This window comes from Opitutus terrae PB90-1, assembly GCF_000019965.1.
Lineage (GTDB): Bacteria > Verrucomicrobiota > Verrucomicrobiia > Opitutales > Opitutaceae > Opitutus > Opitutus terrae.
Window position 1 is genome coordinate 1,333,119 of sequence record NC_010571.1, and the last position, 26,566, is coordinate 1,359,684.

At 62.1% G+C, this 26,566-nt stretch carries 23 protein-coding genes; 6 read left to right on the forward strand and 17 right to left on the reverse strand.

Annotated features, from left to right (window positions below):
• Window positions 1–42: 42 nt before the first annotated feature.
• Entirely contained in the window at window positions 43–471 is a 429-nt protein-coding gene (locus OTER_RS05485) for a Dabb family protein (RefSeq protein WP_012373899.1), read from the reverse strand.
• 112 nt (window positions 472–583) lie between these two features.
• Between OTER_RS05485 and OTER_RS26595 the strand changes: the two genes are divergently transcribed.
• Window positions 584–922, forward strand: a complete 339-nt coding sequence (locus OTER_RS26595) for a hypothetical protein (protein WP_237702449.1) — start codon at window positions 584–586, stop codon at window positions 920–922.
• A gap of 50 nt (window positions 923–972) precedes the next feature.
• On the opposite strand, the gene OTER_RS05490 is transcribed toward OTER_RS26595, so the two are convergent.
• Complete coding sequence (locus OTER_RS05490; protein WP_158305366.1) at window positions 973–1,629, reverse strand: PEP-CTERM sorting domain-containing protein; 657 nt, start codon at window positions 1,627–1,629, stop codon at window positions 973–975.
• 231 nt (window positions 1,630–1,860) lie between these two features.
• Between OTER_RS05490 and OTER_RS05495 the strand changes: the two genes are divergently transcribed.
• On the forward strand, window positions 1,861–2,526 hold the full coding sequence (locus OTER_RS05495; protein ID WP_012373901.1) for a hypothetical protein: 666 nt from the start codon (window positions 1,861–1,863) through the stop codon (window positions 2,524–2,526).
• Window positions 2,527–2,840: 314 nt separating this feature from the next.
• On the opposite strand, the gene OTER_RS05500 is transcribed toward OTER_RS05495, so the two are convergent.
• The 4 genes from OTER_RS05500 to OTER_RS05520 form a co-directional block, all read right to left on the reverse strand.
• Window positions 2,841–3,452, reverse strand: coding sequence for a DUF1294 domain-containing protein (locus tag OTER_RS05500; protein ID WP_012373902.1), 612 nt, complete (start codon window positions 3,450–3,452; stop codon window positions 2,841–2,843).
• A gap of 36 nt (window positions 3,453–3,488) precedes the next feature.
• Window positions 3,489–4,013: a DUF2726 domain-containing protein gene (locus tag OTER_RS05505; protein ID WP_012373903.1), complete on the reverse strand. Its 525-nt coding sequence runs from the start codon at window positions 4,011–4,013 to the stop codon at window positions 3,489–3,491.
• Between the two features lie 18 nt (window positions 4,014–4,031).
• Complete coding sequence (locus OTER_RS05510) at window positions 4,032–5,033, reverse strand: restriction endonuclease (protein WP_012373904.1); 1,002 nt, start codon at window positions 5,031–5,033, stop codon at window positions 4,032–4,034.
• A gap of 430 nt (window positions 5,034–5,463) precedes the next feature.
• Window positions 5,464–5,715: a helix-turn-helix domain-containing protein gene (locus OTER_RS05520; RefSeq protein ID WP_012373906.1), complete on the reverse strand. Its 252-nt coding sequence runs from the start codon at window positions 5,713–5,715 to the stop codon at window positions 5,464–5,466.
• A gap of 56 nt (window positions 5,716–5,771) precedes the next feature.
• Here OTER_RS05520 and OTER_RS05525 point away from each other — a divergent pair, with 56 nt between their 5' ends.
• Window positions 5,772–6,131 carry a hypothetical protein gene (locus tag OTER_RS05525; protein WP_012373907.1) on the forward strand — a complete coding sequence of 120 codons (360 nt, stop codon included), beginning with the start codon at window positions 5,772–5,774 and terminating at the stop codon, window positions 6,129–6,131.
• A 94-nt stretch (window positions 6,132–6,225) separates the two neighbouring features.
• On the opposite strand, the gene OTER_RS05530 is transcribed toward OTER_RS05525, so the two are convergent.
• The 9 genes from OTER_RS05530 to OTER_RS05575 form a co-directional block, all read right to left on the reverse strand.
• Window positions 6,226–6,633 carry a hypothetical protein gene (locus OTER_RS05530; RefSeq protein ID WP_044891597.1) on the reverse strand — a complete coding sequence of 136 codons (408 nt, stop codon included), beginning with the start codon at window positions 6,631–6,633 and terminating at the stop codon, window positions 6,226–6,228.
• A gap of 863 nt (window positions 6,634–7,496) precedes the next feature.
• A complete protein-coding gene (locus OTER_RS05540; protein ID WP_148218019.1) occupies window positions 7,497–8,798 on the reverse strand; it encodes a hypothetical protein in 1,302 nt (433 codons plus the stop codon).
• Between the two features lie 263 nt (window positions 8,799–9,061).
• Window positions 9,062–10,705 (reverse strand): type I restriction-modification system subunit M, encoded by a 1,644-nt coding sequence (locus OTER_RS05545; RefSeq protein WP_012373911.1) that lies wholly within the window; start codon window positions 10,703–10,705, stop codon window positions 9,062–9,064.
• The gene (locus OTER_RS05550; protein ID WP_012373912.1) at window positions 10,702–11,853 is read right to left on the reverse strand and encodes an AAA family ATPase; all 1,152 of its coding nucleotides are present in this window, start codon (window positions 11,851–11,853) and stop codon (window positions 10,702–10,704) included. The genes OTER_RS05545 and OTER_RS05550 overlap by 4 nt, the downstream gene beginning before the upstream one ends.
• On the reverse strand, window positions 11,850–13,163 hold the full coding sequence (locus OTER_RS05555) for a restriction endonuclease subunit S (RefSeq protein WP_012373913.1): 1,314 nt from the start codon (window positions 13,161–13,163) through the stop codon (window positions 11,850–11,852). Before OTER_RS05555 ends, OTER_RS05550 begins: the two co-directional genes overlap by 4 nt.
• The gene (locus OTER_RS05560; protein ID WP_012373914.1) at window positions 13,160–16,237 is read right to left on the reverse strand and encodes a type I restriction endonuclease subunit R; all 3,078 of its coding nucleotides are present in this window, start codon (window positions 16,235–16,237) and stop codon (window positions 13,160–13,162) included. The genes OTER_RS05555 and OTER_RS05560 overlap by 4 nt, the downstream gene beginning before the upstream one ends.
• Window positions 16,238–16,314: 77 nt before the next feature.
• Window positions 16,315–18,015, reverse strand: coding sequence for a cellulase family glycosylhydrolase (locus OTER_RS23755; protein WP_012373915.1), 1,701 nt, complete (start codon window positions 18,013–18,015; stop codon window positions 16,315–16,317).
• A gap of 201 nt (window positions 18,016–18,216) precedes the next feature.
• Window positions 18,217–18,876 (reverse strand): hypothetical protein, encoded by a 660-nt coding sequence (locus tag OTER_RS05570; protein ID WP_012373916.1) that lies wholly within the window; start codon window positions 18,874–18,876, stop codon window positions 18,217–18,219.
• A 110-nt stretch (window positions 18,877–18,986) separates the two neighbouring features.
• On the reverse strand, window positions 18,987–20,465 hold the full coding sequence (locus tag OTER_RS05575) for a hypothetical protein (protein ID WP_012373917.1): 1,479 nt from the start codon (window positions 20,463–20,465) through the stop codon (window positions 18,987–18,989).
• A 357-nt stretch (window positions 20,466–20,822) separates the two neighbouring features.
• Between OTER_RS05575 and OTER_RS05580 the strand changes: the two genes are divergently transcribed.
• From OTER_RS05580 to OTER_RS05590, 3 genes are all read left to right on the forward strand, one after another.
• Entirely contained in the window at window positions 20,823–21,695 is an 873-nt protein-coding gene (locus tag OTER_RS05580) for an alpha/beta hydrolase (protein ID WP_148218020.1), read from the forward strand.
• A 367-nt stretch (window positions 21,696–22,062) separates the two neighbouring features.
• Window positions 22,063–22,467 (forward strand): energy transducer TonB, encoded by a 405-nt coding sequence (locus tag OTER_RS05585; protein ID WP_012373919.1) that lies wholly within the window; start codon window positions 22,063–22,065, stop codon window positions 22,465–22,467.
• A 310-nt stretch (window positions 22,468–22,777) separates the two neighbouring features.
• On the forward strand, window positions 22,778–24,055 hold the full coding sequence (locus OTER_RS05590; RefSeq protein ID WP_012373920.1) for a glycoside hydrolase 5 family protein: 1,278 nt from the start codon (window positions 22,778–22,780) through the stop codon (window positions 24,053–24,055).
• Between the two features lie 241 nt (window positions 24,056–24,296).
• On the opposite strand, the gene OTER_RS05595 is transcribed toward OTER_RS05590, so the two are convergent.
• A complete protein-coding gene (locus tag OTER_RS05595) occupies window positions 24,297–24,737 on the reverse strand; it encodes a hypothetical protein (RefSeq protein WP_148218021.1) in 441 nt (146 codons plus the stop codon).
• Window positions 24,734–26,365, reverse strand: coding sequence for a hypothetical protein (locus OTER_RS05600; RefSeq protein ID WP_012373922.1), 1,632 nt, complete (start codon window positions 26,363–26,365; stop codon window positions 24,734–24,736). The genes OTER_RS05595 and OTER_RS05600 overlap by 4 nt, the downstream gene beginning before the upstream one ends.
• Between the last annotated feature and the right edge of the window lie 201 nt (window positions 26,366–26,566).

Consider the following 26,566-nt stretch of genomic DNA (forward strand, 5'->3'; position numbering starts at 1 on the left):
GCAACGCTGCAGGCGCGAACCCGCCGAGCCTGAGTCGGCCGCCTATGGCTTGCTGCCCGCGGGTACGTCGACGCTGACGGAGTCGTATACCACCACCTTGCTCCAGAGCCCGGAACAGTCCTGGACGAATTTTTGGTGAACGGGGTGCGCTTGGTAGGCGTTTTGTCCCTCCACGTCGTCGAAGAGCAGCAGTTCCGACGCGCTGTAGCTTGCCTCGACGACGTCCCGCTTTTCGGTGCTGGCTGGCACGCCGACATGGATGGACCGGATGGTCTCAATCGCGCCCAGCGACCGGATTCCGGCCAGCAACGTCGCGAGGTCCTCCTTCGAACTCGGATTTTTCAGCCAAAAGAAAACGTGGTGAACCAGCTTCGGCATCGCGGACGTGCCGGCGGCGTGGGAGGGCGAGACGGCCGCGGCGGTGGCGAGCGCAGAGGTGGCGAGAAACTGACGGCGGGAGGTAAGGCTCATGGGACGATAGTTCGGCCAATGTCCAGCCGTCCGTCGCTTCTCGTCGAGCCGGAACCCGCGCGATGACGCAGGTCGCTCCGGCTCATCGGCCGATCCGCGGGCACGCGTCGCCGTGCCGCTGTTCTTCGCCGTTTCCCAGCTGATCGCCGTCGAGATCGATCCGATCGGGGCCGGCCCGTTCGCCGTCGCCAGCACCAACCTGGAGGTGAACGCACCCGCGCCGGATGTCCCGATGGTCGACGCGGCGCGGCACCGTCGACAACGGAGCTGGATGACGCACGGTAACATCAAGCCCCAGATCGCCCGGCCTGGTGTCGCCGACTCTGTTCGCGGCTGTCCGTTGCTGACGCTTTCTCGCGCCCCTCATGGTTCACGATGTCAGCCATTCGGCTGCGGGACTAGATTCCGACGAGCGGGAGGCGTGCACGGCCTGGTATCGAAGTTAGCGTAGTTGTCAGTCACGAACGGGGAGCGGTCGCGGAGATCGACGCCGCCGCGGCGTCATGCAGTAGCGCGCCGCTTTCGTCGCCGCGACGACATCCACACGGCGCCGCCGAGCAGTGCTGCGCCGAAGGCTCCGTAGGTCGACGGCTCCGGCACGGGCGTGACGATGGCGCGGTCGATCACGACCAGCAGATAGCCGTAATCGACCGGAAAATCGTACGGCAGGTGTTCGAACAGGACGATCCCGGCGTTGCCGGTGACGTTTTCCGGGATGAAGGTCGGCAGCGGGAGATCCGGAGGCGGCGGGGCGAGGAAGATCTGGAAGTCGAGTTCGTGTCCGTTGCCAAAGCTCTCCATCGCGAACGAGCCGTTATCCGCCACGCCCAGCGACGAGATGGGCCGGGTCAGGTCGATGTTGCCGAACCGCACGCGGAATGTGTAACCGTCCGACCCGGCGGGATCGTCCTCGGGCAGGAACGTGCGGCCGACGTTGTCGGGATGCCGCGGCGGTGCCGGGAGTCCCGGGTTGTAGGCAATGTCGATCCACACCGGCGTTTCGCCGAAGACCAATTCATCGGGCGCGAACCAGTTCTCGCCCGGCGCGCCCCAACTGGCGCGGCCGGCGAAGCTCACATGCAGCAACTGGGCTTGGGCGCTGACGATCAGCGCGACGAATACGGCCACACCGGCGGCAAGACGGACGAGCGAACTCATGGGAGGAAGGGAGAGTTGATCTGCGACGGCGATGAGTGGCCACACGGCGGCGGCAGCTTCGGCGCCGCTAGGCTCAGCCTGCGTCGGCTCCGCTTCAATGCGCCAGAGGCTGGGCATGCCCCTGGTTTTCAGCTGCGCCTTTTGCCGACGCGTTTGATGCAGGTGCGCGACCCGCCGGCTCGCGCCGGCAGGCGATGGACATACCGCGGGTATCCGCACAGCGTCGCACCCATGTTCCTCGGACATTTCGGGGTAGGACTTGGGTTGAAGCGCAGCGCGCCGGCGGTGTCGCTCGGGACGCTGTTTCTGGCGGCACAATTCATCGATCTGCTCTGGCCTTCGCTGCTGCTGCTCGGCGTCGAACACGTCGCCATCGATCCGAGTGCCAGTGGTCCACCGCTGCGCTTCACGCATTACCCGTACTCGCACAGTCTCGCGTTCGTCTTCGGTTGGGCGGTGCTGTTCGGAGCGGGGTTCTATCTGCTGCGTCGATCTCTGGCCGGCGCGCTCGTGTGCGCCGCCGCGGTGCTCAGTCACTGGCTGCTTGATCTGATCGTGCACCATCCCGATCTGCCGCTCGCGCCTGGGGCGGACGCCCGCGTGGGATTTGGCCTCTGGGCTTCGCTGCCCGCCACCCTGCTCATCGAAGGGCTCATCTTCGTCGTCGGACTGTGGCTGTATTGCCGTACGACGGACGCGGCAGACCGCATCGGGCGCCTTGGCTTCTGGGCGTTGATGGGATTCCTCCTCGTGATCCATTTGGCCAACATCTTCGGCGCGCCGCCACCGAGCGTCGCGGCCGTGGGCTGGGTGGGCCAAGCGCAATGGCTGCTCGTGCTCTGGGCCTACTGGGTCGATGCGCACCGTCGAGTCCGGCGGCCGCAAGTTTCGGCTTGATCCGTCGCGCATCGCGACGGCCAGCAGCAACCGGGAGGATGGCATCACCCGACGAACTCGTCGGCTGCGAGTCCAACCTGCTTGGCGATCTGCCGAAGCGGTGACGGTGCGATGACGCGCTTGGTGCATCGAAGCGATCGTTCCACGCCCGGCTGGTGGCGATATTGAAGGTGCCAGCCACCCTGGCGAACGGGTCGGACCCCGAGAGCCGTCGCGGGTTGTCGCTGCTGTGGAGGTGCAGGGGCCAGCCATCCGCATGCGCTGTTCGACGCGATGCCATCGACGTCCGTCCACCGCGTAAGCGCGTTCCGCAGCTATCGGCTCAGGGCGTGCACGGATTCGACCACGTGATGGGCAATTCGCCAGTCGAGCAGATAGTCGACTGCGACGTACTGATGCACGGCGACGATCAGCCAGAACACGAACTGGTAGCGGAATTTCGAGCACTTGTGTCGGAGCCGCTGCTGCGCGAGGAAGGCGCCGGGCCAACCGCCGGCGAACTCGAACAGGTGGAGGATGTATTCCGGCGCCCGCCACGCGCGAGCTCGGGCCCGCTGCTTGTCGTCGGCGTAGAGGAAGTACATCACCGCCGAGGCGAACGCGGCGACCCCAGCCACGTAACCGAACCGGGCCGCACCAACCAGCCGCCAACCGGCGAGCGCAGGCGCTACGAGCAAGAGCGCGAGGATCGTGAAATGAATCGGTCGGAGCCGGCCGCCATCGTGGCGGTGGACGGCCTGCGTCGCGCAGGATCGGCCCTTTGCGTCGGTGCCGAGGGTGAAGACGATTTCGTCGCCGAGCTCGGGTTGCTTGTGCACCTCGGCAAAATCGCGGATGTGTAGGAACACGCGTCGGCCGTCCGCCTCGACAAATCCGTAGCGTTTTTGGCGATCCCACGCGACGATCCGACCGGTGAGTTGATTCATGTTCAGGAACCCTCGGCCGACATTTGTGTGTGCCGGTTAGTTCGGCTCGGCTGAGATTATAATGAGGAGCCGCGTCTTCAGTTCAGCTGGGCTGTAGGTTGCTGCCGCCGGGATGCGCAACAGCGGCAGACCGCTCGCTTGGAACAGCCGATCCACAAAGGCGTCTCGATCCTGCCGTCGATGTTCCTGATGCGAGCTGTCATCGAGTTCGATGCCCGCCAATGGTTTCATGTCCGCGCTCCGCACGAGTAGGAAGTCCACATGCTTCTGCTGGATCCGATTCTGCGCGATCGCTGCGGCTGATCGGGACACTCCCCGGATCGGTTTGAATATGTCGGCCAAACGGACTTTCGCGAACCAGATTACGCCCTCCGGCAGCGAGGCATCGAGCGCGCCAGCAAACGATCGCTCAGCAGGAGTCAAGAGTGCCGGTCTGAGCTCGTACAGCGCGCCGGCTCCTGTCGGCTGTAGCGACCGCAGTTTCGCTTGGATCAATACCACCACGAAGACAAGGGAGACGAGTACCGCTGCCGCGAGAATCATCAAGACCACCGAGTTCATCAGTCTGGCAATCAGCGGCTATTCTGCGGCAGGGCGATAGATTCTGACGAGCGGGAGGAGTGCGCGACCCTTGGTGTCGAAATTCTCGTAGTTATCTGTGACGAGCTGCGCGAGATCACGCAGGTCAATGAGCGTGACGGGAATCGTAGCGCGTTCGGCCTCGTATTTCGCTTCTTTCGAGAACGCGCCGGTACTGACGTAGAGCCCGCGATCCCCTGAGCGCAGGCTGCCGATGAAACTGCGAACTTCCTGTGAGCCCATCGCGGTGCCCGGCCGGTGCTTCACCTCGACTTTGATTCGTGGTTCTTGGAGCCCGAGCCCATCCGGCGACGCCAGCACGTCGATGCCCCGATCTGAGCCCGGTGGCGAAACGCGCGTGCGATAGCCCATCGCCCGCAGCACCGCCGCAATCAGCTCCTGCATCTCGAAAGGATCGAGCGCGAGGATCCGGTCTTCGATGAGTTCACGCGATTGCTCTTCGGCGTCGCGGTTGGATTGAACCAGTTGCTCCTTGCGGTCTTCGATTCCGCTGGTGGGTTCGGCCGTCTTCTTTGACTCCGATGCCGCCTGCAGCTCAGTGAATGCCGCGTCCGGGACTGCAAACAACGCCAGCGTGCTTCCGAGCGAATTGCGGGTCGCCACGCTCAACGCGTCACGCGAGACCCGGGCTTCCCATGTCACCTCGCGTGTGTGAGGATGCTCTTTAGATCGTTTCGGCTCGTAGCCGTAGTCGCTCGTTACCACGCCGAGTAGGTACTCCCGTTTGGTCGGATCGTAGGTCACGACGGCGTCGCCAACTTTAACGACCCGAGCAAATCGCCACAGAACCGACGCGGCATTCTGGTTCGTCGCTGGTTTCGATCCGGGGTAGACGGTCGCGAGCCGGAGCCAGAGGTCGCGCTGCGACGTGTCTTTGATTTCGCCGACCTCATGCCAGCCGACGGTGACCAAGCCTTTGGCGAACTCCTCGATCAAGTATCCGCCTTCGCCCGCGCGGATCATCCAGGCATTTTTGCTCATGGTGGTTTTATTCTAAACGGATGCGCATCCGGACCGTAGGCGAGCGACACGGAATCTGTTTCGGTCCACATGTTCGACGTGGAATTTCGGAGGGCAGCGGTGTGGCCATGGATAATGGATTCCCTGGCTGTGCAACCATTCGCGAATCCGTGGGTCGCGCACCTCAGGACACCGATTCCAAAAACCACGTGTGATTGCCACGAGGATGGGCATAGTGCCCTCGAGTTGGAGCTCGATCTGAGCTGGTCGACCTTCGATCAGGACATCACGTAGTACCCCGAAGCGGAGACCATAGGTCCCGCCTCGCTCACCGGCCGGACCGGCATGCCAGCCTGTAAGGTGATAACCCGTCCTCACGAGTTGGGGCGGTTTAGGCCTTTGGGCCTCTGTGGTCTTTCGTGGTGTAAAAGGCATCCACACGTCAGCTGGGCTAGTGGCCAATCTCGTCGAGTATTTCGGACGGCTTGGCATCCAGTTCGGAGCAAACCTGGACGAGGGTGGCGACGGTGATGCTGTAGCGGCCTTGTTCGACGAAGCCCATGTAGGCGCGATGCAGTCCGCAGCGGTAGGCGAGTTCGTCCTGGCTGAGTCCTGCCTTTTTCCGTGCTTCGGCGATCGCCGCGCCGAGCTGCTTCGCGAGCTTGATCTGAGCCGGAGTGCGGGGGTCTTTCTTCGAGGCCACGAGGCCGACGATCCTACCTTCTCGCTACGTTAAGCGCGACTATGCTAACATAGTTTATGCTTGAGCCCACGTTGCCAACTGCCACGCTGCCCGCCGTGGCTCGGCCGCGATACATCTACGTCAATGATCAGGGCGCGGTGTTCAGCAGCGCCGACGAACCGACGCGGGAAGATCTGCGGTTCGCCGAAGTCGGCATGCTAACGATCATCAGCCTGCCGGAGCTGAAGCGCTATGGAACGAGCGCCAGTTGGGAAGTGATACCGCCTGCCGCACTGACCCGCCCAAGATTGGGCAAACGCCCCGCTGCATTCCATGCCTTGCCGCCCTCTTGCACGGATGAGCCGGCACTGATCGCCAGCAACGCCCGCTTCGCGCGCGACTCCCTCCGCCCGCTCAGTTCGGCGCATGTAGAATGAACAAACGGCGGTCTGACCTCTCGGCCGCCGAGTTCTGCGAAGAGCTTCGTCAGCGTAGGCGTTGGGATGGTGATGCTGTAGCGGCCATTCGGCGCTAAAGCATTGCGGCGAAGCTCTGCATCATGCTTCCTGTAGCAACTAACACAAAACCAACAACACCCAGCCGGCGGCTGAACAGCAGTTCGTTCAAATCCCGAGATTGCTGACGTTGCTGGTTGCGTTGCCGAACACGTTCCATCTGCTTGTTCACCGATTCGATCCACGACTTGACGGTGTTTTGGTCGAGGTCTGCAGGCAGTGAGCGGTATCGGTCGATGATGCTTTGGTAGATCTCGTCCTCCCTCTTCATTTGATTCGCGAAGAAGGATGCTATGACGGCTCGGGACGGATTCCGAAACACGTCGTAAGCTAGCAATGCAGCGCCCGCCGCTGCAAGAAGAGGGCCGGTTACCGCTAGGGTGGTAGCGAAGCACATACTAAATTCTTCAGTGTGGATAGCCATGCTGGAGAGGATGGCAGAGGAAGATACTCAGTTCTTCGAGGTGCCTCTGAACTGCTTTGCGAAGCGCAGTAGCTCCTTGTTGATCTTCTTTCGATTAGGCGCGCAGTGTGTCTCTCGGTGGCAGTTTGGGCACAAAGCTACACAGTTCCAGACTCGATCGCCTTTGGCCGCTCCAAGGATGTGATGGACGTCCAGGAAACCTGCAAAACTGCGCGTTATGTGACAACCGAGCCGCTCGCACACGCCCCTGCTCCGCTTCAGAACCCAGCGACGCACTTTCGGATTACGTTTCACGCCCGACACGATGTGCTTCTGCTTGGCAGCGCCGTCTGAACCAATGCCGCTGGGGTCCAAGTCATCGAAGGTATCCTCCGTCGGCAGAGCACGAACGACAGAGCGCCCCACGTTTTTCGAAGCGAGGTTGAGATGCTCCTGCCATACCGACTCCAACTTCGAAGCCTCTTTCTCCGTAAGACGACAGCCGCTCGCCTGGGCATTGACGATCGACGAGCGAAGAACCCCCCGGAATAGGCGCCTGCGGGAGAGGCCAAACTCGGGAAGTACCATTGCATCCCACTGAACCCTCACATAGTAGCTCTTAAGCCCCAGCCTACGTTTGGAGAGTTCCCAATGTACGTCCCGGAATGGAGCAACTTTCACGTAGCCTGATCCGACAATCCCGGGAGAGCGTGGTCCTTGCCGCAGCAAAAAGACGCGGTCATCGACCCTCTGACGATGAGAAATCCCCGTACTCCACCGGCCTCGGCGTTTCTTCCCTCGGCGTAGCTGCGCGACGACCTCCGTAATCCATTTATCACCATCCGCCCCTTGGAATCTGGGATTCCACGTGAGAATGTAGGTATTCACGATGTGAGATCGTCTTCAAATTCTCGGAGCAGATCGGGAGAGGCTTCGACGTATTGGCCGCTCTCGTGAGCCGTCGTGACATGCTGCCGCGGTTCACTCGGTTCGTTACGCGTTGCGTGGACGGCTAGAGTGACGCCGCGATTGTCGGAGAGTGTAGCTTCGATCAGTCGCTGGAGCGCATCGCTCTGGGCTCCAGCACTGCCTGCCCACGCGTCTCGGACCAAGAGAGCAAAGGTGGTGTTGGACAGCGTGCGCGGGAGCTTTTCGGGCTCGATCAGTTCGCCGCCCCGAGAACCTTGCTGCACGCATTTCGTGAGCAATGACAACGGCAGATAGTAGCCAGGAATGAGGGATTCATCAGCCTCGAGATCCGCATATCGGGAGACAAACTTCCAGAAACACGCCTCGTGGCTGAAGCGATACTCGCGGTCATGCTCTGAGTCAGGCGCCGGATTGGGCAGAGGCACGAGTCCACGCATCGCTTTCATCTGCCGACGCATGTGATCATCGATGCGGTAGAATTCACGGCCGGCGTCTTCGTTCATCAGCTTGTATTGGACGAGAACGAAAGAGCCAAAGGTTACGTTGAAATAGATGAAATCCGCGCCCGTGAGGGGCTCGAGTCGTTCTCGATGCGCGAAGACAAGGTCCAGTCGCCGGTTTCCGCTCACAAAGGTGCGTTGGTCAACCTTCACACCGGGAATGGCACGCAAGCCCGGAAACTGCTCGGCATCTCTCCGGAGAATCTGCTCCTCGCTTAGGTGCGTTTGCGGCAGCTGATCGAGAAAGCTGCGTTCCAGGTTGGCTGGCTCCGTCAGCACCAGAGCCGCTGTGTCTTCGATACCGGCGATTCGGAGGGCCAGGAGGGCCGCATCGCGCTGTTGTTGGAAGACAAAACGACGGTGAGCGTTGGCCGCGGCGAGCGAATCCATATCGGCGGGAAATTTGCTCGCTAAGAGGTCGATGATGTCGGCGTGGTGCTGCCGAAGTTCACCGATCACTTCTTGTGAGGTCGTGGGAGGCAGAAGGCCACCGTCGGATAGTATCGCGTCCGGAAAAAACCGCCGGAGCTCGGGATGCACCTCGCAGACGCTTTCTCGCAACCGCGAGATCCTCCTAACGGCTGAACGAAGCGGCAGCGCCACAGCCTCATGGAGGATGAGCTGGGAAAGATCTGCGGCAGGTTGATGGCGGCCGCGGCAAGCGGCGGCAAGGTAACCGACCGAGGCGGATCCTTCCCTTAGGAGCAAGGCGACCAGAGGCTGAAGACTCGAATGGTCAAATTGTCGGACAGCCATGGTGCGGCTTCCGACGCTCCATCGGTCGAGCCGCTGCGTCGCAGACAATCTCACCCACTCGGACAGCCCAGCCCAATCTCGCGAAGGGATGAAGGCCACGATTACTTGCGCTCGATCGAGCGCAGCGCGCCGGTGTACCGGAAGCCCCGATTCCGGCCGATCAGCTTCTCCGCCTCGCCGGTCAGTCTGATCGTTCGCTTGTCCCGCTTGTACGATGGGCATCATTGCTCCGGCTGAAGTTGGCAGGAAAGCCTCGTTTGGGGTCACGCATTTCCACCTCTACTCCCGACCGATTCACCAAACGGCAACGGGATCAGACCGAGTTCCTTCAGAAACGCGTTGTGCTTCTGGGCGGCGGTCTGAATCCGCTTCTCGATTTCCACCAAGTTGGTGTGCGTCGCGGTCAGATCGATCTCCTCCTCTTGCTCAGCGGTGCTGATGTAGCGGGAGATATTGAGATTGTAGCCTTCGGCCTCGATGCGATCCATTGCGACGCGCTTGGAGTAGCGGGCCTCCTCTTTTCGTAGCTGGTAGGTGGCGACGATTTTTTCGAGGTGTTCCTCGGTGAGGACGTTCTGGCGTTTGCCTTTGTCGAAGTGTTCGGCGGCGTTGATGAAGAGAACGTCGTCGGGCTTCTTGCATTTCTTGAGGACGAGGATGCAGACGGGGATGCCGGTGGAGTAGAAGAGATTCGCCGGCAGCCCGATGACGGTGTCGATGTGGCCATCCTTGAGCAGCTTCGTGCGGATACGCTCCTCGGCGCCGCCGCGGAAGAGCACGCCGTGCGGCAGAATGATGGCCATCACGCCCTGATCCTTTAGATAATGGAAGCCGTGGAGGAGGAAGGCGAAGTCGGCGGCGGATTTGGGTGCGATGCCGTGGTTCTTAAAACGGACGTCCTCACCCAACTCATCCTTCGGTTCCCAGCGGAGGCTGAAGGGCGGGTTGGCGACCACGGCGTCGAATTTCGGCATCTTGGCCGGGTTCGTCTCGCGGAGGAAGTCCCAATCGTTGGTGAGCGTGTCGCCGTGGTAGATCTCGAACTCGGTATCCTTCACCCCATGCAGCAGCATGTTCATGCGCGCGAGATTGTAGGTCGTGATGTTCTTCTCCTGGCCGAAGATTCTGCCGATGCCATGCGCACCCATTTGCTTGCGGACGTTGAGTAGCAGCGAACCCGAACCACAGGCGAAATCGAATACGCTGCCGAGGTGCGGCACCTTGCCTGTCTTGGGTTCCTGGCTATCAAGGGTAACGATGCGCGAGAGGATCGTGGAAATCTGCTGCGGGGTGTAGAACTCGCCCGCCTTTTTGCCGGAGCCGGCGGCGAACTGGCCGATGAGGTATTCGTAGGCGTCGCCCAGCGTGTCGGTGTCGGTGGAGAACTCCTTCAGCCCGTCAGCGATCTTCTTGATGATGCCGCAGAGCTTCTTGTTTTTCTCCGACTGGCTCCGTCCGAGCTTTTCCGAGTAAAGATTGATCTCCGAGAACAGGCCTTGGAACGTGCTCTGAAAGGACTCGTTTTCGATGTAGTCGAAACCGGCTTTGAGAGTCTCGAGCAACTCGTCACTCTCGCTGCGGGCGAGGTTGGCGATGTTGGCCCAGAGGTGATCCGGCTTGATGACGTAGTGGACCTTGCGGCGCATCTGCTTCTCGAAGTCGACGACGTCGCCCGGATTGTTGGCATACCAGATCGCAAGCGGCACACGAGGATCGTCGGCGGCGAACTTGGGATAGTCGGAGCCCAGCTCCTTCTTCGCGGCGACGTCGTAATTGTCGGAGAGGTAGCGCAGGAAGAGGAACGCCAGCATGTAGTCGCGGAAGTCGTCCGCGTTCATCGCGCCGCGCAATTGGTCGGCGATGGCCCACAGGGTCTTGCCGAGGCGTTGTTGGTCTTGGTGGGTCATGAAGCGGATTTGACGAGTGCAGCCATCGGAGCACTCGATGGAGCCTCTGCAGCGGCAGGAGCGGGGGCCGTCGTAGCCGGTGTGTGGAGCACAAAGTTGTATTTCGCCTTGATCCTGGTGAAGACGTTTTCGAAAAGCGCCTTACTGTCCGGCGTGAGTTCGTCGCTCTCGAAGTAATAGACCTTCTTGTGGGAAAGCGTGTTGATGATGTTGGCTGCCTCTTCAGGATCCGTGATTCCAACCTGCTCCAACACGTAGCCGAACTGACTGACGCCCAAAAATGATGCTACGTTCTCTAGGACTTGGCGAAGCAGAGCGAAGTGAAATGATTTCACCGCATTGTTCGCATGCGCATGATCGAGTTGTTGAAGCAGGCGCAAATGATAGAGAAAGACGGAGTTCTCGCAGTTTTCGAGCAAGGGCTCACCGTCTACTTTGTTCAGCGTATAGAGCTTGGTCCGCTTCTTGAAGGAGCCGGCCTTATCGCCTTTGGTTAGCCAATCTGCCAGAATCGAGAACAGCCCAATGTGGTGAGTCGTGATGATGAACTTCCGCTTCTCGGAATGCTCTTCGATTAAGTCGAATAGGGTCGAGGCTGTGATGAAAATGTTGTGGTCATCCAAACTCGAAACCGGGTCATCGATGAAGAAATGCGATGATTGTTTGTCGGCCCATCCCTCGACCTCGAAGAGCGCCAAAAAGAAGCACCAGACAAAGACTCGCTCTTCACCCCGGGAGATCTTGATCGGCACCTTCGAGATGTTGCTAGGGTCGTTCTCTGCTGCCTTCTCGTAGAAGAAGAGCACGGACTTAATGCCGTCTTCAGGGTCGGGATATGGGATGAACTCAAACCGGTAGCTTGGACGATAGCGGTTCAGTTTTTCGCGAATGTCGTCCTCAGAAAGTGAGCCGTGAAACCGGTTGAGGCTGCTTTCGCGGATATCCAACAGGACGCCGTCGTTGTCCCAAACGAAAAGGTCTTCGCTGAATGCGTTGTAGTAGACCCCAGCATGCCTGCCGTCCTTAGCTTTCGTGGCGTCTTTGTAGGCTAGAGATAGCCTAGTCTTGCCGGTGGCGTTGAAAGCGTAGATCAGGACGATCTTTTCTTTCGCATCCCTGACCTTTTTTGCGATGTCTTCGTGAGTCATTCTGAGGTCTTCGAGGAAGGTGGGAAGAGCTGCTGTAGGAGGCCTTGCTTGTGGGTCTGCAGGGCGACGAGCCGGTCGCTTTGGGCGGCGATCAGATCGTCGAGCGAGGACAGGCAGGTGGCGATGCGGTGTTGTTCGCTCTCCGAAATCAAGGGCACTTCGAGCTTCGCAAACGTCTCCCTCGTTAGGTGCTTGATGCCTCCGCCCGTGAAGAGCTTTTCGAACTGAGGAGTGCCAGCTATCGCCTCAAGATACTGAACGAGCAAGTGGGGCTCGAACGGCACGTTGAAGCGAACGCGATGAACTGCTTTTTGAAACTTCAGATCGGGCAGACGCCCATCCCAAACGGCAGCACGACCCGGTTCACCACCTTCGCAGACGACGACGTCGCCAGCCTTCAGTCCGAAACGATCAAGTTCGTGATCGTCGAAATACATCTCCGGAAGATTTGATGTATCTACTGCGTTCCATCGAATAGCTATGTTGTTGAGATACGGAAGAAGGAGTCCGGTCGTGTGCTTTTGACAGTCGAGCATCTTTCCCAGCTTGATTTCGGCTATAGCCCCTAGCGGCACCATCTCCCACTTCGGGGCGGAGTGGAACTCGGCGAAGCGGAGACGGGGGAGGGTTTCGCCTTCGCGGGGGAAGAGCTGCCGCATGAGCCCTTTTTTGTGGGCCTTGAGCGCGTCGAGGTTCTGGCTTTCGGCTCCGATTAGCTCGTCCAGCGTGCCAAGGCACCCGGCGATTTTTTGTTGTTCGGCGCGCGATGATCTTCCGGCCGGAAGCGGCACAGGCAGCGCGAGCAAATCGTCCTCGTCGATGCTGAGAGAACCGTGCGCTCTTGCTCCAACCTCGATGAACTTCCTCAGCCACTGTCCGTGCAGATTTCCGAGGAAAAGGTAGTTCAGATACTCGGGAATCGGCGAGTCACCATTGATGCGGAAGCAGGTGAAAATGCTGTTGGGCACAGCCGCTAACGCTTCTCCGGAATATCGGGCGATAAAACCTTCGGGGTATTCCTTGGTCGCGCTCTTGTTGTAGGCGAAATCGTTCTTCTTCAGCAGAAGGTAATTCTTGTAGGAGTCGCCAGCGATGACTCGCCCGAATTTTTCCATCTGGCTTACCAAGCCCACGCCCGAGGTGATGCTCATCGGCACGCACTTGTTGTCGCCGACTCTCTCAGTGCTGATCGTAACCAGTGAGCCGAGCGTTTGGGTTTCCCACGCAGGACCGTCCCGAAATTCTGGAAAACGCAGCTTCGGCGTGAGGGCAGGCTTGGGATCGCGCGGCGTGGCGGTCGGTCGCGTCATGTTTCGTAGGCGTTGAGGCCGGAGATGTCGCGGCCGGCGGCGCGCTGTTTGAGCAGGGGCACGAGGTCTTCCATCAAGGCGAGCTCGGCGACACGGCGGGCCTTCCAATTGAGCCCGAGCGGGGCGAGGAGTTCGGTGAGTTGCTCACCGTCGAAGACGAGGCGTTGGAGAATGGTGTCGACGAAGGCTTGGAGGCGTTCGGTGGGCAGGCGGTGTTTATCCGCGACCTTCGCCAGCGCGGCAGCGTGGAAGTTTTCCCGGAAGCGGCGGTAGGCGACGGCGACTTCCTTTTCATCGAGTCGCTGGCCGGGCTCCAGGGTGTGGACGAAGTCGGTGATGATCTCGCGCTCGTCGACGAACTTGGCATCGGCGGCGATGATGCCGATGAGCTGCTCGCGGTTGAGCTTCAGGGGTTCCTTGGGCTGCTGCTGCGTGAAGCGGGCGCAGAGTCCCATGATGTAATCGTAATCGATGTCGGCCGAGGCGAAGAGGACGAACTCGAAGTCTAGCGCCTCGACGATCGGACTGACGGTGTCGTCCTCGCGGCCCTGCCGGGCCTTGAGGTCCCGGGCGGTTTCGAGGTAGGCGCCGCGGAAGGCGGTGAGATCGTCCTTGGGGAGGATGCGTTCGACATCGGTGCGCAGTTCGGGCGAGAGATCCGTGTATTGATCGAGCTGGGTCTTGAGCCGCTGGACGTCGCGGAAGCGCTCGATGAAGGTGGCGCGCGCCTCGTCGCCGGAGAGCTTCGGGACATCCGCTGCGACGGGCTGCAACTCTTGGGAGCGCATGAAGTCGGTAAGCTTGCCGACGGCAGCGGTGAAGCTCTTGACAACCTCGGGCGCGGATTCGACGAGCCAGATTTCGCGAGCAGCCTCCTTCGTCTTCAATCCGGAGAACAGGAAGATGGCCTCGTTCACGGCGGACTCCTGCTGGCGGAAGTCGAGGACGTGGCCGTGGGGCTTGGTAGCGTTGATGATGCGGTTGGTCCGGGAGAAGGCCTGGATGAGGCCGTGGTGCTTCAGCGTCTTGTCGACGTAGAGGGTATTAAGGTATTTCGAGTCGAAGCCCGTGAGAAGCATGTCGACCACGATGGTGACATCGATCTTCTCGGCCCCACGGCGGGGAAGGTCGGCATTGGGGAAGCGCTGGTCCTTGATGCGCTGCTGGACGTCCTGATAGTAAAGGTCGAACTCGGACACGGTGTGGGCGGCGCGGTAGCGGGCGTTGTAGGCGTCGATGATGGTGACGAGGGCGGCCCGTTTTTCTTCGGGATTGTGCCGGTTGTTCTCCTGCTCCGTGGGTAGGTCTTCCTGCAGTTGCGCGATGTCCTTGGCGTTTTTGTCGTTCTCGCTCGGCGGAACCGGCGGGGAGAAGACAGCAGCGATCTTGAGCGGAACAAAGTCGGGATCGGTTTTAACTCTCTCGTCCTGGAGGTTTTGGAACAGCCCGTGGTATTCGATCGCGTCGTCGATCGAGGCGGTGGCGAGGAGGGCATTGAAGCGGCGGGCGTGGGTGACGGCGTCGTGATTGTCGAGGATGGCGCGGACGACGGCCTGCTTCTCGAGGACGCGGCCGGGCTTCGGAGTTTCCTCGCCCTTCAGCTTGTAGTAATCGACGTGGAATTTGAGGACGTTCCTGTCCTCGATGGCGTGGGTGATGGTGTAGCTGTGCAGCTCGCGCTGGAAGGTTTCGACGGTCGTCCGGTAGGAGGCCTGATTGCCGTCGATTTTGATCCGAGTGGCGTTGTCGTCGAAAATGGGTGTGCCGGTGAAACCGAAGAGTTGGGCGCGAGGGAAGAAGGCTTTGATCGCGTCGTGGTTGTCGCCGAACTGGGAGCGGTGGCACTCGTCGAAGATGAGGACGACGCGTTTGTCACGCAGCGGCTCGAGTCGCTCGCGATAGGTTTCGAGGCCACGCTTTTCGCGCTGTCGGTTGCGCTTGCTGGATTCGTCGAGGGCGAGGCCGAGCTTCTGGATGGTGGTGACGATGACCTTGTCAGCCTTGTCCTCGGAGAGGAGGCGGTCGACGAGCGTGGCGGTATTGGTGTTGGCCTCGACGCAGCCTTCCTGGAAGCGATTGAACTCCTCGCGCGTCTGGCGGTCGAGGTCCTTGCGGTCGACGACGAAGAGGCACTTGTCGATGGCGGGATTGTCGCGGAGGAGCGTGGAAGCCTTGAAGGAGGTGAGCGTCTTGCCGCTGCCGGTGGTGTGCCAGATGTAGCCGTTGCCGTTGTTCTGGTCGATGCAGTCGACGATGCTTTGGACGGCGTAGATCTGATACGGGCGCATCATGAGGAGCTTTTGCTCGCTCTGAATGAGCACCATGTAGCGGCTGATCATGCGGCCGAGGTCGCACTTGGGCAGGAAGGCATCCGCAAACTCAGCGAGACCAACGATGGGCTTGTTTTCGCGATTGGCCCATTTGTAGACGGGGAGGAACTGCTCCTCGGCATCGAAAGCGAAATGGCGGGCGTTGTTGTTGGCGAAGTAGAAGGTCGAGTCGCGGTTGCTGACGATGAAGAGCTGGACGAAGCAGAGGAGGGTGCGGGTGTAGCCATTGCCCGCGTCGGCCTTGTAGTCGGCGATCTGCTGCATGGCCCGGCGCGGGCTGACGCCAAGGGTCTTCAGCTCCACCTGAACGACCGGGACACCGTTGATGAGCAGGAGGACGTCGTAGCGGTGATGACTGTAGTCGGTGTTGATGCGGAGCTGGTGGACGACCTCGAAGTCGTTTTTGCACCAGTCGCGGATGTTCACCAAGGTGTAAGAAAGCGGCGTGCCATCGTCGCGCTCGAAGTCGTTCTTTTCGCGCAGTCGGACCGCGTTTTTGAAGACGTCGGCGGAAACGAGGTCGTCGAGCAGGCGCTGGAACTCGGCATCAGTGAGGCGGACGCGATTGAGCGTCTCGAATTTCTGGCGAAAGTTGCGTTCGAGGGAGGCCCGATCGCGAATGTCCGAGCGATAGGTGTACTTCAGGTCACACAGCTTCGCGATGAACTGGTCCTCGATGTCCTGTTCGCAGACGCCAGAAGGCGGCGTATCGAGGTTCTGTTCGTAATTCATCTCGGAGGGCATCGGAAGCGCGGCAGGAAGCGGAACGGATTAGTCGGGATCCTAGATGGTGACGCGTGCTGCCGGAGTCGACGAGGGATTCATCGGGGGCCTAGGCGCGGCGGAAGCGGACGAACTATTGTACGCTGCGAATGGGCGCTGGTGCAAGAGTTTGGTCGGAGGACGGACGGAAAACGGTGGGCGGGGAATGGTGGACGGATGGTGAGGCCGTGAAGCGGTGGGCGGTGAAGCAGTGAACCTCGAACGGTGGCCGGTGAGCGGTGGACGGGGGACGCAGGCGTGCGAACGCGCACGTGATCCGCTACGGACGAGCGGGCGGGACGCCCGCGCTCCCAAGGGACGGTGAACGGTCGACGGCCAACAGACGGCGCTACTTCACTTCGCCGTGCATGGCGGCTTTGGCGAACTCGCCGGAGTCGTTCAGCTCGTAATTCCAGTTCTTGATCAGCGTCGGACCCCCATTGCGGATCGAAACACCACACGATCCAGCTGATGCCCCGGCCTTCGAGATACTTGATGATCTCCGGCCCGTAGTTCGCGTTGCGCTGCGCGGGCGTCGGCGTCTCGCCCGGCGCCGCCGCTTTCGGGAAACCTCCAAACTCCGTCGCGATCACCGGATACTTGCTCGCCGCAAATCCGAAATCCGAGTCCCAGCGCGGCACCCATGGCTGCGGGCGCTTGTTCGCGTACGGATGCACCGCATAGGCGATCCGCTCGGCGTTGATCGGCTCCTGCCGGAGCGGCGTCAGGTCGTAGGCCCAATCAAATCCCGCCACCACTGGGATCACGTGCGGGTTCGCGGCGCGGATCATCGTGATCTGCGTTTCCATGATCCGCTTCCACTCGCTCCACGAGACCGGCCCGAGCTGGTCGCGATAGGTCGTGGGCTCGTTGAAGAGCTCGAAGAACGCGACCGTCTGGTGGCCGACGTAGTGCCGCGCCATGATCCGCCAGAAGTTGTTCGTTTCCTCCAGCGTGGTGTCGTACATCGGATCCTGGAATACGCCGGTCGCGAGGTTGCCGATGCTGTGCCAGTCGATCATCACGTACATCTCGAGCTCGGTGCACCAGTAGACCGCCTGGTCGAGCATTTTGAGGTATTCGACCGGCGTGCGCTGCCGCCACGCGGCCGGGTGCACCGGAATCCGCACCACCATCGTGCCCATTTCCTTCACCTTCACGAAATGCTCGCGGTTCCAGTGGCCCTGGATGTCGAGCTTGTCGGGATCGGAAATCGCGAGTCCGCGGAACAGCATGGTGCGACCCTGCGAATCCACGAACTTGTTTCCCTGAACGGAAATCAGCGGGAGCTTCTTCGCCTCGGTGGTGAACGGCTTCTGGCCGACGGGGCGGTCCTGCCACCACGAATGCGTGCGGGTCACCGGCGTGGGCGCGGGCGGCGGCTGCGGTCCAGCCGGGACATCGGGAGCGCGGACAACCTTGGCGGGCGTGCCGTCGCCGAAGCCGATGACCTCAAGCGCGAGCTCGTTGTCGGACACGATCCGGCCGCGGTGCGCGATCAGGTTGCCGTCGGTCGCGACGAGCGAGAAGGAAAACGTTGCGCCGTCGACGCGGCCGTCGCGGATTTCTCCGACGCCGAACGGCGAGTCGGAGGAGCCGGTGAACTTGGTGCCATCGACCTTGAAGGTGTAGATGATCTCCGGGCCGTCGGGTCCGCCGAAGTGCAGGCTCCAGCGGCCGTTGAGATCGGCGGCGAAGGCGCTGGTGGACGCGGCGAGCAGAAGGATGAAAGCGAAGCGGAACAGGGAGGGGAGACGCATCGGGCAGTTCGACGAACGAGCGATGGTGAAGTTGCGGGTCCGGTAGACGGTGGACGGTCGACGGTGACGCAGTGAAACGGTGGACGGTGAACGGTGAGACGGTACGCGGTGAGACCGTGAAGCAGTGGGCGGTGGGCGGTGAAACGGTGGACGGTGGACGGTGAGGCGGTGAGGCGGTGAGGCAGTGCGGCGGTCGCCAGCTTATCGCTTCTTCGGCCGCTCGGCGACCGAGGCGAGCATCGTTTCGACATCAGCGACGATCTGCTCGCGACGCGCAATCGTCGTCACCGCGTTCACTACGAACATTCCCTTGGGCGGAATGGCCAGTAAGTAGACCACGTTGCAGCGATCGTATTCGGGAAACTCCCGAGCCGCGCAGGCGACGTAGTGCCGGCCCACTCTACGGGTTTCGCGCAGGACCACATTGCCTGCAGGAAATTTCAATGTTTGCGCCAGCCAGCGGACGTGTTGCTCGTATTCAGACCGCTCTTTAAGCGACGGCAGGATGTCGACCTGTTGTTCGAGCGACACCGTGATTCCCCCGTCCCAATGGCTGAAGGAGAAATACTCCAGGTTCATCGAGCCGCGAGTCTTGGTGTAGTCGACGGACATACTCCACGCCCACTGGGCGAAATCCCATGTGCGGGTTTCCTTTGGCAGCGGTTTGAATGGCAGGTAGCCCGCGGGGGATTCGAACTGGATCCCCCTATACCCAAGGCTTGGGCAGGTGATCGTGCGGCCCTCAATGGTCGAAGCCGGGAGCGATTTGGACCAGACGGTGCCGGCCGTCGCCAGGGCGATCAATGCGACAGACAGCCTGACGACGCAGGACAGAGAAGGAGCGTGGACAATCGAGAGCATAGGCGGTGGAGCCGGTCAGAATCGATCAGATCACCTTCCGGAGCATGGCGAGGAACTCGGTCGTGGCCCACGGAAAACTGAGACCGTGGGGCGGCGCGACGCGCCTGCGATCATTCGGCCGGAGTTGCGGTAACCAGCGCCGGATCGATCGTCAGCACGTGAAACATGCCGTTGAGATTGCCGATCATGTCGCGCAGGAACTCACGGAGCTCCGGCTCGGCGTAGTGGCCGTCGCGGAAATCCTGCATCTCCCGCTTGAGCGCAAGATCGAGTGCTTCACGAGGTGACTTGTAGAGGCAGATCGCGCCAAAGACATTCCAGTGCCGGCTCTTGTCCGCGCCATCCTCTTTGTTGCCCGGCAGCAGGAAATTTTCATAGGCGAGGGAGCCGGGCAGCTTCGCGGCTGGAATCGACTTGATCCATCCGAACGGAATCCGGATCGCCTCGTCGAGCAGCCCCGCCGCCTTTTTCTTGTCGCCGTGGGTGAGGCGCAGGGCTTCGCGAAACAGCAGCACCATTGGCAGATTATGGTTCTCGACCTCGCGGTCCTGCAGCCGCCGGCTAGTGCGTGACACGGTCCGCAGATACCGCGGCTCGTGCTGGGCGAAGGCGATGAGGGCGCGGAAGTCCTCCTCGCGCGCACTGCTCTTGTAATACTGCCACTCGGCGCGTTGGAGATAGTTTTCGACGCTCGTCAGATTTCGCGGCGGTCCGAGTTTTTCGAAATCGTACTCCAGCCCGAGATCCTGCTGCAGGTGGAGCGCGACGAGCTGCAGCACCGGCCGCCAATCGATCCGGCCTGCCTGAAAATCGGCGTAAGCGGGCGAGCGCAGCACCTCGCGCAAATGGTCGCGGAAGATCAGCAGATGCAGGACAAACTCCGACTGGTCACGGGTGGTCAGCGTCTCCGCATCCTCGACGAGCTCGATCAACGCCAGCAGCAGCTCGAATTTCTCGCCGGCGGCCTGCAGCGCGGCGACGCGCGCGAGTTTGCGGGCAGCGTAGTCGCGCTCGAGCGACAGCAGGTCCTGCTCGCGCCGGCGCCAGCCCTGATCAAAGCGGACCGCCTCGGAGTAGATGGCCGCGTCGAGTTCGTCCTCGTAAGTCAATAACCGCGCTGGCCGCGGCAGCGACGCGAGCCAGCGGAGCACGGAGTCCGCGGCGCCGGCGTAGGGCAGCGCCCAGAGCGGCCGCGGCCGGTATTCCGCACTCGTGACGTAGCGGTAGAATTCTCGGGGTCGCGGAAACATCTCGTGGCGCGCGTGCGCCGATTCCTCGGCGACGTACGGAGCACCGCCGGCGGCGACGAGCGCGCGAAGCAGTCGGACGTCTTCCGAATCGATGAGCCGGTTCTGGTTGAGATCGAGCTTCCACGCCACCGCATCGGAAACTTGTGCCGGCGCGGCGATGAACTGATCGAGAATTGCCAGATCGGCCTTCGACCAGCGGTGATCGCCGTCGAGATCGCCGAGCATGATCAGCTCGGAGCGGGTGACGATCCGGTGCGTCGGAAACGCGAACTTCCAGTAGGCGAGCCCGGCAATGACGAGGAGAATCGCCGCGAGGAACAGCTTGAACGGCTGCTTCATAGGTCGGCTCAGGCTGTCGCGTGCGTCCGCCCGTTGCAATCCTACCGCCGACGTGCGGAGCTCCGAGCAGAGCGCAGGCGTGCTGTGCAACAGAGCGGATCGCGCTTGGACCTTTTTTCCAGAAGGCCCAGTGCTGGTTTGAACAGAAGTCGATCCGAGGGCGAACCGAGGCAGACGGTGGACGGTGAGGCGGTGATGCAGTGAAACGGTGAAGCAGTGAGGCGGTGAACGGTGAACGGTGAACGGTGGACGGGGGACGATCGACGATAGCCGGACGGCGGTGGACGGTGAAGCGGTGCGATGACGTAGGACGGTGTTCTCGGTCGCCGTCGGAGGGCGAAGCACTAATGTGGGCTCATGATTCTCTCGTCTCTTCGCGGATGCATGCGGCGGTGGATGGCGGTTGCGGTGATCGGTGCGGTGCACGCGTTGGTTTCGACCAACGCGTTTGGCGATCAGGCGGGGATCTCGGTCCTCAGCGATGCGGCCTATAAGACCGGACCGGACCTGACGGAGTACGAGGCCAGTCGGTGCAAGCTCGACGTCTATCTGCCGGCGGCGCGCCAGGATTTCCCAACGCTGATCTGGCTGCATGGCGGAGGGCTGACCGCCGGAAAGAAGGAGGACGCAAGCAACATCGCGCGGCTCCTGGCCGAGCGTGGCGTGGCCGTGGTGGTGCCAAACTATCGGCTCAGCGCCAAGGCGCCCTATCCCGCCTACATCGACGACTCGGCTGCGGCCGTGGCCTGGACGGTGCGGCACATCGCGGAACACGGCGGCCGTCGCGAGCGCGTGTTTCTCGGCGGCCACTCTGCGGGCGCGTATCTGGTGCTCATGGTCGGGTTGAACCCGGCGTATTTGGAAAAATACGAGCTGCAGCCCGGCGCGCTGGCGGGATTGATCCCGGTCGCTGGACAAACCCTGACCCACTACACGATTCGCGAAGAACGCGGCCTGCCGAAAGCGACGATCATCGCCGACGAAGCTGCGCCGCTGCACCACGTGAAAAGCGGGCTGCCGCCATTGCTCGTGGTCTGGGCCGAGCACGACATGGAGATGAGAGCTGAGGAAAACCTGCTGCTGGTGTCGGCGTTGAAGGCGGCCGGGCAGAAGGACGTGCGCACCCTCGTGCTGCCCAACCGCCATCACGGTACGACCGTGAGCGAGTTCGGTGAGTCCGATGACCAGTTGCTGGAGGCGATCGTGACGTTCGTGGGCGCGAAGCGGTGAGACGGTGGACGGTGGACAGTCGACGGTGAGACGGTGGACGGTGAGACGGTGAGACGGTGAGACAGTGGACGGTGATGCGGTGACGCAGCGAAGCGGTGAAGCGGTGAAGCGGTGGGGGCGGACGGGGAAAAAGCGGAAACGAGAAAGGTGGCCCACGGAAAACACGGAGCACACAGAAGGATTTTGGAGTGGGTGAAGTTCTGCGTGACGATGTTCTGAGGCGGGCAAGATGCCCGCGCTCCCAAATGGGCGCAGCAGGTCTGCGCCCCTGTGGCTTACCGCCTACAGCCTAAAGCTTGTCGCTTTTGTGCGATTCCGTGGACAGCGGGTGCTGGGAGGTGGACGGAACAGAAACGTCCTCTTCCTTATGAAAGCACGCTCGATTCTTACCTCCCTGATTTGCGGGGTCGCGCTGGGTACGGCGACGCTGCCGGCGCTCGCCGGCGACAAGCCGGAGCCGTTCCCGAAAGCCGCCGACGAGGCGCCGGGCCAGTGGCCGCAGGTGGTCTCGCAAGTCCAGCCGCTCTATCCCGCGAAAATGCTGGCCGAAAAGATCGAGGGCGACGTGCAGGTTGCGCTGGTCGTCACCGCGAAGGGCGACACCACCCAGGTGCGGGCGTTTTTCAGCACGCGGCCCGAGTTCGAGGAGCCCGCGATCGAAGCGGTGAAGCAGTGGAAGTTCACGCCCGGCATGAAGGACGGCCGTGCGGTGAACACCCAGATGGTGGTGCCGATCAAGTTCGCGCTGCCGGCGCACGGCGATAAGCGCTAAGCGGTAGGCTGAGAGCTCAGAGCTGAGTGCCTAGAGCTGAGAGCGAGCTGGTGAGACGGTGGACAGTTGGCCGTGGACGGTGAGACGGTGATGCGGTGAGACGGTGGAAAAGCAGAAAGCAGAAATGGGAAAGGTGAAATGCAGCCGGTGAAGCAGTGAGCGGTGAGACGGTGATACGGTGAAGCGGCCGAGGGCGGCCGCGCTCCCAGGCAAGGCGTGCGGGCGAGACGCCCGCGCTCCCAGGGCGCGGTGAAAAGGGCGAAGGAAGACGCGACGTCGTGCGTGGGGAATGTGACCGTTTCCGCCGGTGATGCGTCAGGCCAAGCAGCCGAAGCGTCCGATCGTGCTCGGCCAGACCCCGAATCATTCCATGAATGTTACCCAGTCGCTGATGGTTGTGAGCTGCCTCGCCCTGGGCAGCCTTGTTTCGCGCGCGGCACCGGTGCCCGGCGCTGATGTTCGCCTGCAGGATTATTCCACTATCCGCGGCGCCAACTACTGCTCCGCGGGAGGTCACCATCGCGAGCACTGGCGCAAATTCGATCTGCAGGAAGCGCAACGCGATTTGGACTATGCGCGCGAGGTCGGACTCAATCACGTGCGGGTCTTTCTCAGTTATTCGGTGTATCTCGAGAACAAGGAGGCCTTCCGCCGAAATCTCCGCGATCTGGCCCGCGCCTGTCAGGCTCGCGGCATCGGCTTGATGCCCGTGGTCTCCTACAAATCCGAGATGATCAAGGAAGCGGCGCCGTACCCGCTCTCGCGTGCCTGGGCACAGGAATTGATCGATACGCTCGGCGATGAGCCCGCACTGGCATTCTGGGATGTTTTCAACGAGCCGGATTATCCGCCGACCAGCGCCACGCGCGCCGAGGTCACGGCGTATGCGCGCGTGCTGGCCCAGATCTTTCGCGAACTCGACACGCGCCGGCCGCGCACGCCGATCACGATCGGCTTCGCCTACGAGAAATCGATGGAGGAAAACGGCGACGTGGTGGATGTGCTGTCCTATCACGATTACAGCCCGACGCGGGCGGAGATTCGCGGCAACATCGCCGCGGCGCAGGCCTTCGCCGCCGGCATGAAGAAGCCGGTGATCAACACGGAAATCGGCTGCACGGCGCGCGCCAATCCCTATGACGTCGCGATCGAGGAACACGCCCGCGCGGGCATGGGCTTCTACGTGTGGGAACTGATGGTCACGAAGAACTGGGGCAACGTGCATGGGATTTTTTACCCGGACGGAACGGTGCGCGATCCGTCGATCGCGGCCGCCTTGCTCGGACTTTACCGCAACCGCGGCGCGGAGGCGGTCGCGGAGTTTCCCGACCGCGAGGGATCGGTGACCCGCACCGTAGCCGAGGGAAGGACGTGGTTGAGCGACACGAATGCTCCCTCGTCCGAGGGACGGAAGCTGGCCGAAACGGCGGCGAATCTCCTCGAGGCCAACCAACTCGTGCCGATGCACAATCTGCCCACGCGACGCGTCGCGTTGCTGCCCGACGGAGACATCGCCGCGTTGCGTGCGCTGTTGTCCGAGCTGCTCGATGCCCTCGAGCCCTATCAGCGCCCTCCGGAGGCGAAATAGTCGCTGTGGCGAGGAACCGGTGAAACGGGAGACTGTGGACGGTCGACGATGAAGCTGTGCGGCCGTGAAGCGGTGAAACGGTGAACGGCGGCGCGGTGACGCGGTGAAACACGACTTCCCAAGGTGCCGCGGAAAGATAAACCGCTTCACCGTGTCACTGGTTCACTGAAGCGGCCGAGGGCGGCAGCGCTCCCACTCCCACCGTGCGGGCGAGACGCCTGCGCTCCCAAGAAGCAACCGCTCAGAGCGTGTGGCTGAGCACGCGTTCAGAGCTGCCGCCGGCCGGGCCGAGCGGTGGGAGGTGTGCGGGCGTGGGATCGGGCGGACCCTCGGACGAGTCGTCGCGCGGCCGGAAGCTTTCACGCGCGACGGTTTCGCGGAGGGACTTGTGCGCGGCGTCGCCCTGGATGTAGCGGTGCCACACGAACACCAGGTCGAATAGCAGCGAGCTCAGCCACCAGAGATAGAGAAACGCCGCGATCGCCACGAACACGCGCCAGAGCGGACCGGTCGGCTGCGTCCGCCAGACTTCGTTGAGGATCGCGAACGTGACGAACACCACGCCGACGAGCCAGATCATCGGCTTTTGTCCGCGCCCCGAGCGCGGACGCGGCCGGCGTCCGGGCCGGCTGGCGGGCGCGGCGGATTCATCACGAGGCGGCAGCGAAGAGGCGGTGCTCATGAGGCGAAGGCGTGCCACCAGCGGCGCCACCACGGCGCATTCACCAGCAGCACGAGAAGGACGACGGCGAGACTGCCGGCCAGCGCGCCGAACCCGAGCGGCAGCTCGAACACGCGCGTGCAGACCTCGAACCACCCGAGCTCGGTGACGGCCACGGCCGGATCGGGCGTAGGATCCATGAACTGGACGGCCGCGAAAAATGCCGCCGCGAATACGACGTAGAGCGCGAGCCCGAGGAAGAAGAACCGCCATTTGCGCGTAAGTCGGACCAGCCGGAGCCATACCGTCGTGCCAGCGATCAGCCAGCTCAGCGCGAGCACAGTGAGCACGAAGTTCGGATGGCCGAGCTCGTCCTTCGGATCGAGGTAGTCGTAGACCGCCTTGCAGAGCACGTAGGCGCCGAGGTGGAGCACGAGCAGCGGCAGCAGGTAGCCGAATCCGTAGGTGACGAACGGCACCCACCAGCGCGACGGCGGGCCGGCGCTGATATTCGGAACTGTAGCGGCCGGCGCCGAAGCGGGCGGCGCGTCGACCACGCGGCCGATGAAGTCGCCGAACACGGCGGGATCCGTCCAGTAGTCGACGTGCGCCTTGCCGGGCACCGGATAGCGACGGAACGAGAAGTCTTCCTTTTCGTCGAACGCGAAGAGCTGCTGATAGCGCGGCGGGCCGAGGTAGCCGCGCTGCCGGAGCCAGTCGCGGGCGGTGTCGAGATCGAACCCGACGGGATCGGCGTAGTCGACGTAGTTGACCCAGCGGATCGTGGTGCCGGCGAGACCGGACGGTCCCTTGTAGCGCTCGAACAGCCGCGGCCACAGGATCAGGTGCTTGTCGATCGGCGAGCCGAGCGTCATGAACCCGCGCACCTGGGAAATCCACGGGTGGACATTGATGTCGAGGTCGGCTTCGAGCAGTCCGAGGAATGCGACTACGGTGCCTTCGCTATGCGCGACGATGTGGATCTGGGCGTCAGGATATTTCGCGTGGATCGCCGCCATCGCGTCGGTGAACCGCTGCAGGATGCCGGCGCGGATCGGGGCGAATTCCGTGACGAGCTGCACGTCGCCCACGAACGCGTCGAGCATTTCGCGCAACTTGAATTCGCCGAGTCCGGCCTTGTTGCTGAGAAACAGTAGCGCCTCGATCACGCGCACGGTGTCGATGATTTCCTCGAGGACCTCGCCGATGCGGCGGTAGTCGATGTTGGCGTTGGCGGGGTTGCGGTGCGTGGCGTAGACGCGCATTCGCTGCACGAGGGTGCGCGCCCAGGCCTTGGTTTCCTGCAGCATGTAGCCGTCGGTCGAGACCTTGCGCGCGAGATCCGCCCAGTGGACCTCGACGAACCCGATCGTGCCGGTCAGGCCGGGACAGGGCTGAAACGGTGGCGGATCATCGATGAACAGGGCGGGTTCCGGCGGCGGCGCCTTACCCGGCTCGGGCGGAAACTCGGTGAACGCGCCGAGCGAGACGAGTCCCTCGTAGCCATAGTGGTCGCAGAACCGGACGGCGGTGGAGAGGATGGTCTCGTTGCGCACCTGATCGCCGATGCCGTGCACGGCGACGATGATCTTCTTCACGCGCGAAGAGGCGGACGACGCGGACGTGGCGGTGGGGTTGGGAAGCGGCATGGGGAGTGCCGAAGCGAAAGCGGGGGCGCGACCGGGAAATGAACACCGCCACGAATGCAGCGCAAGCGGGCGGCGTGTGCTAAGCTCGGGGCGCGTCTGGAGAAAACAAAAAGCAGAAATGGGAAACGCTGAAATCCGGACGGTGAGGCGGTGAAACCGTAGACGGTAGACGGTGAAACGGGGGACGGTGGACGCTAGGCG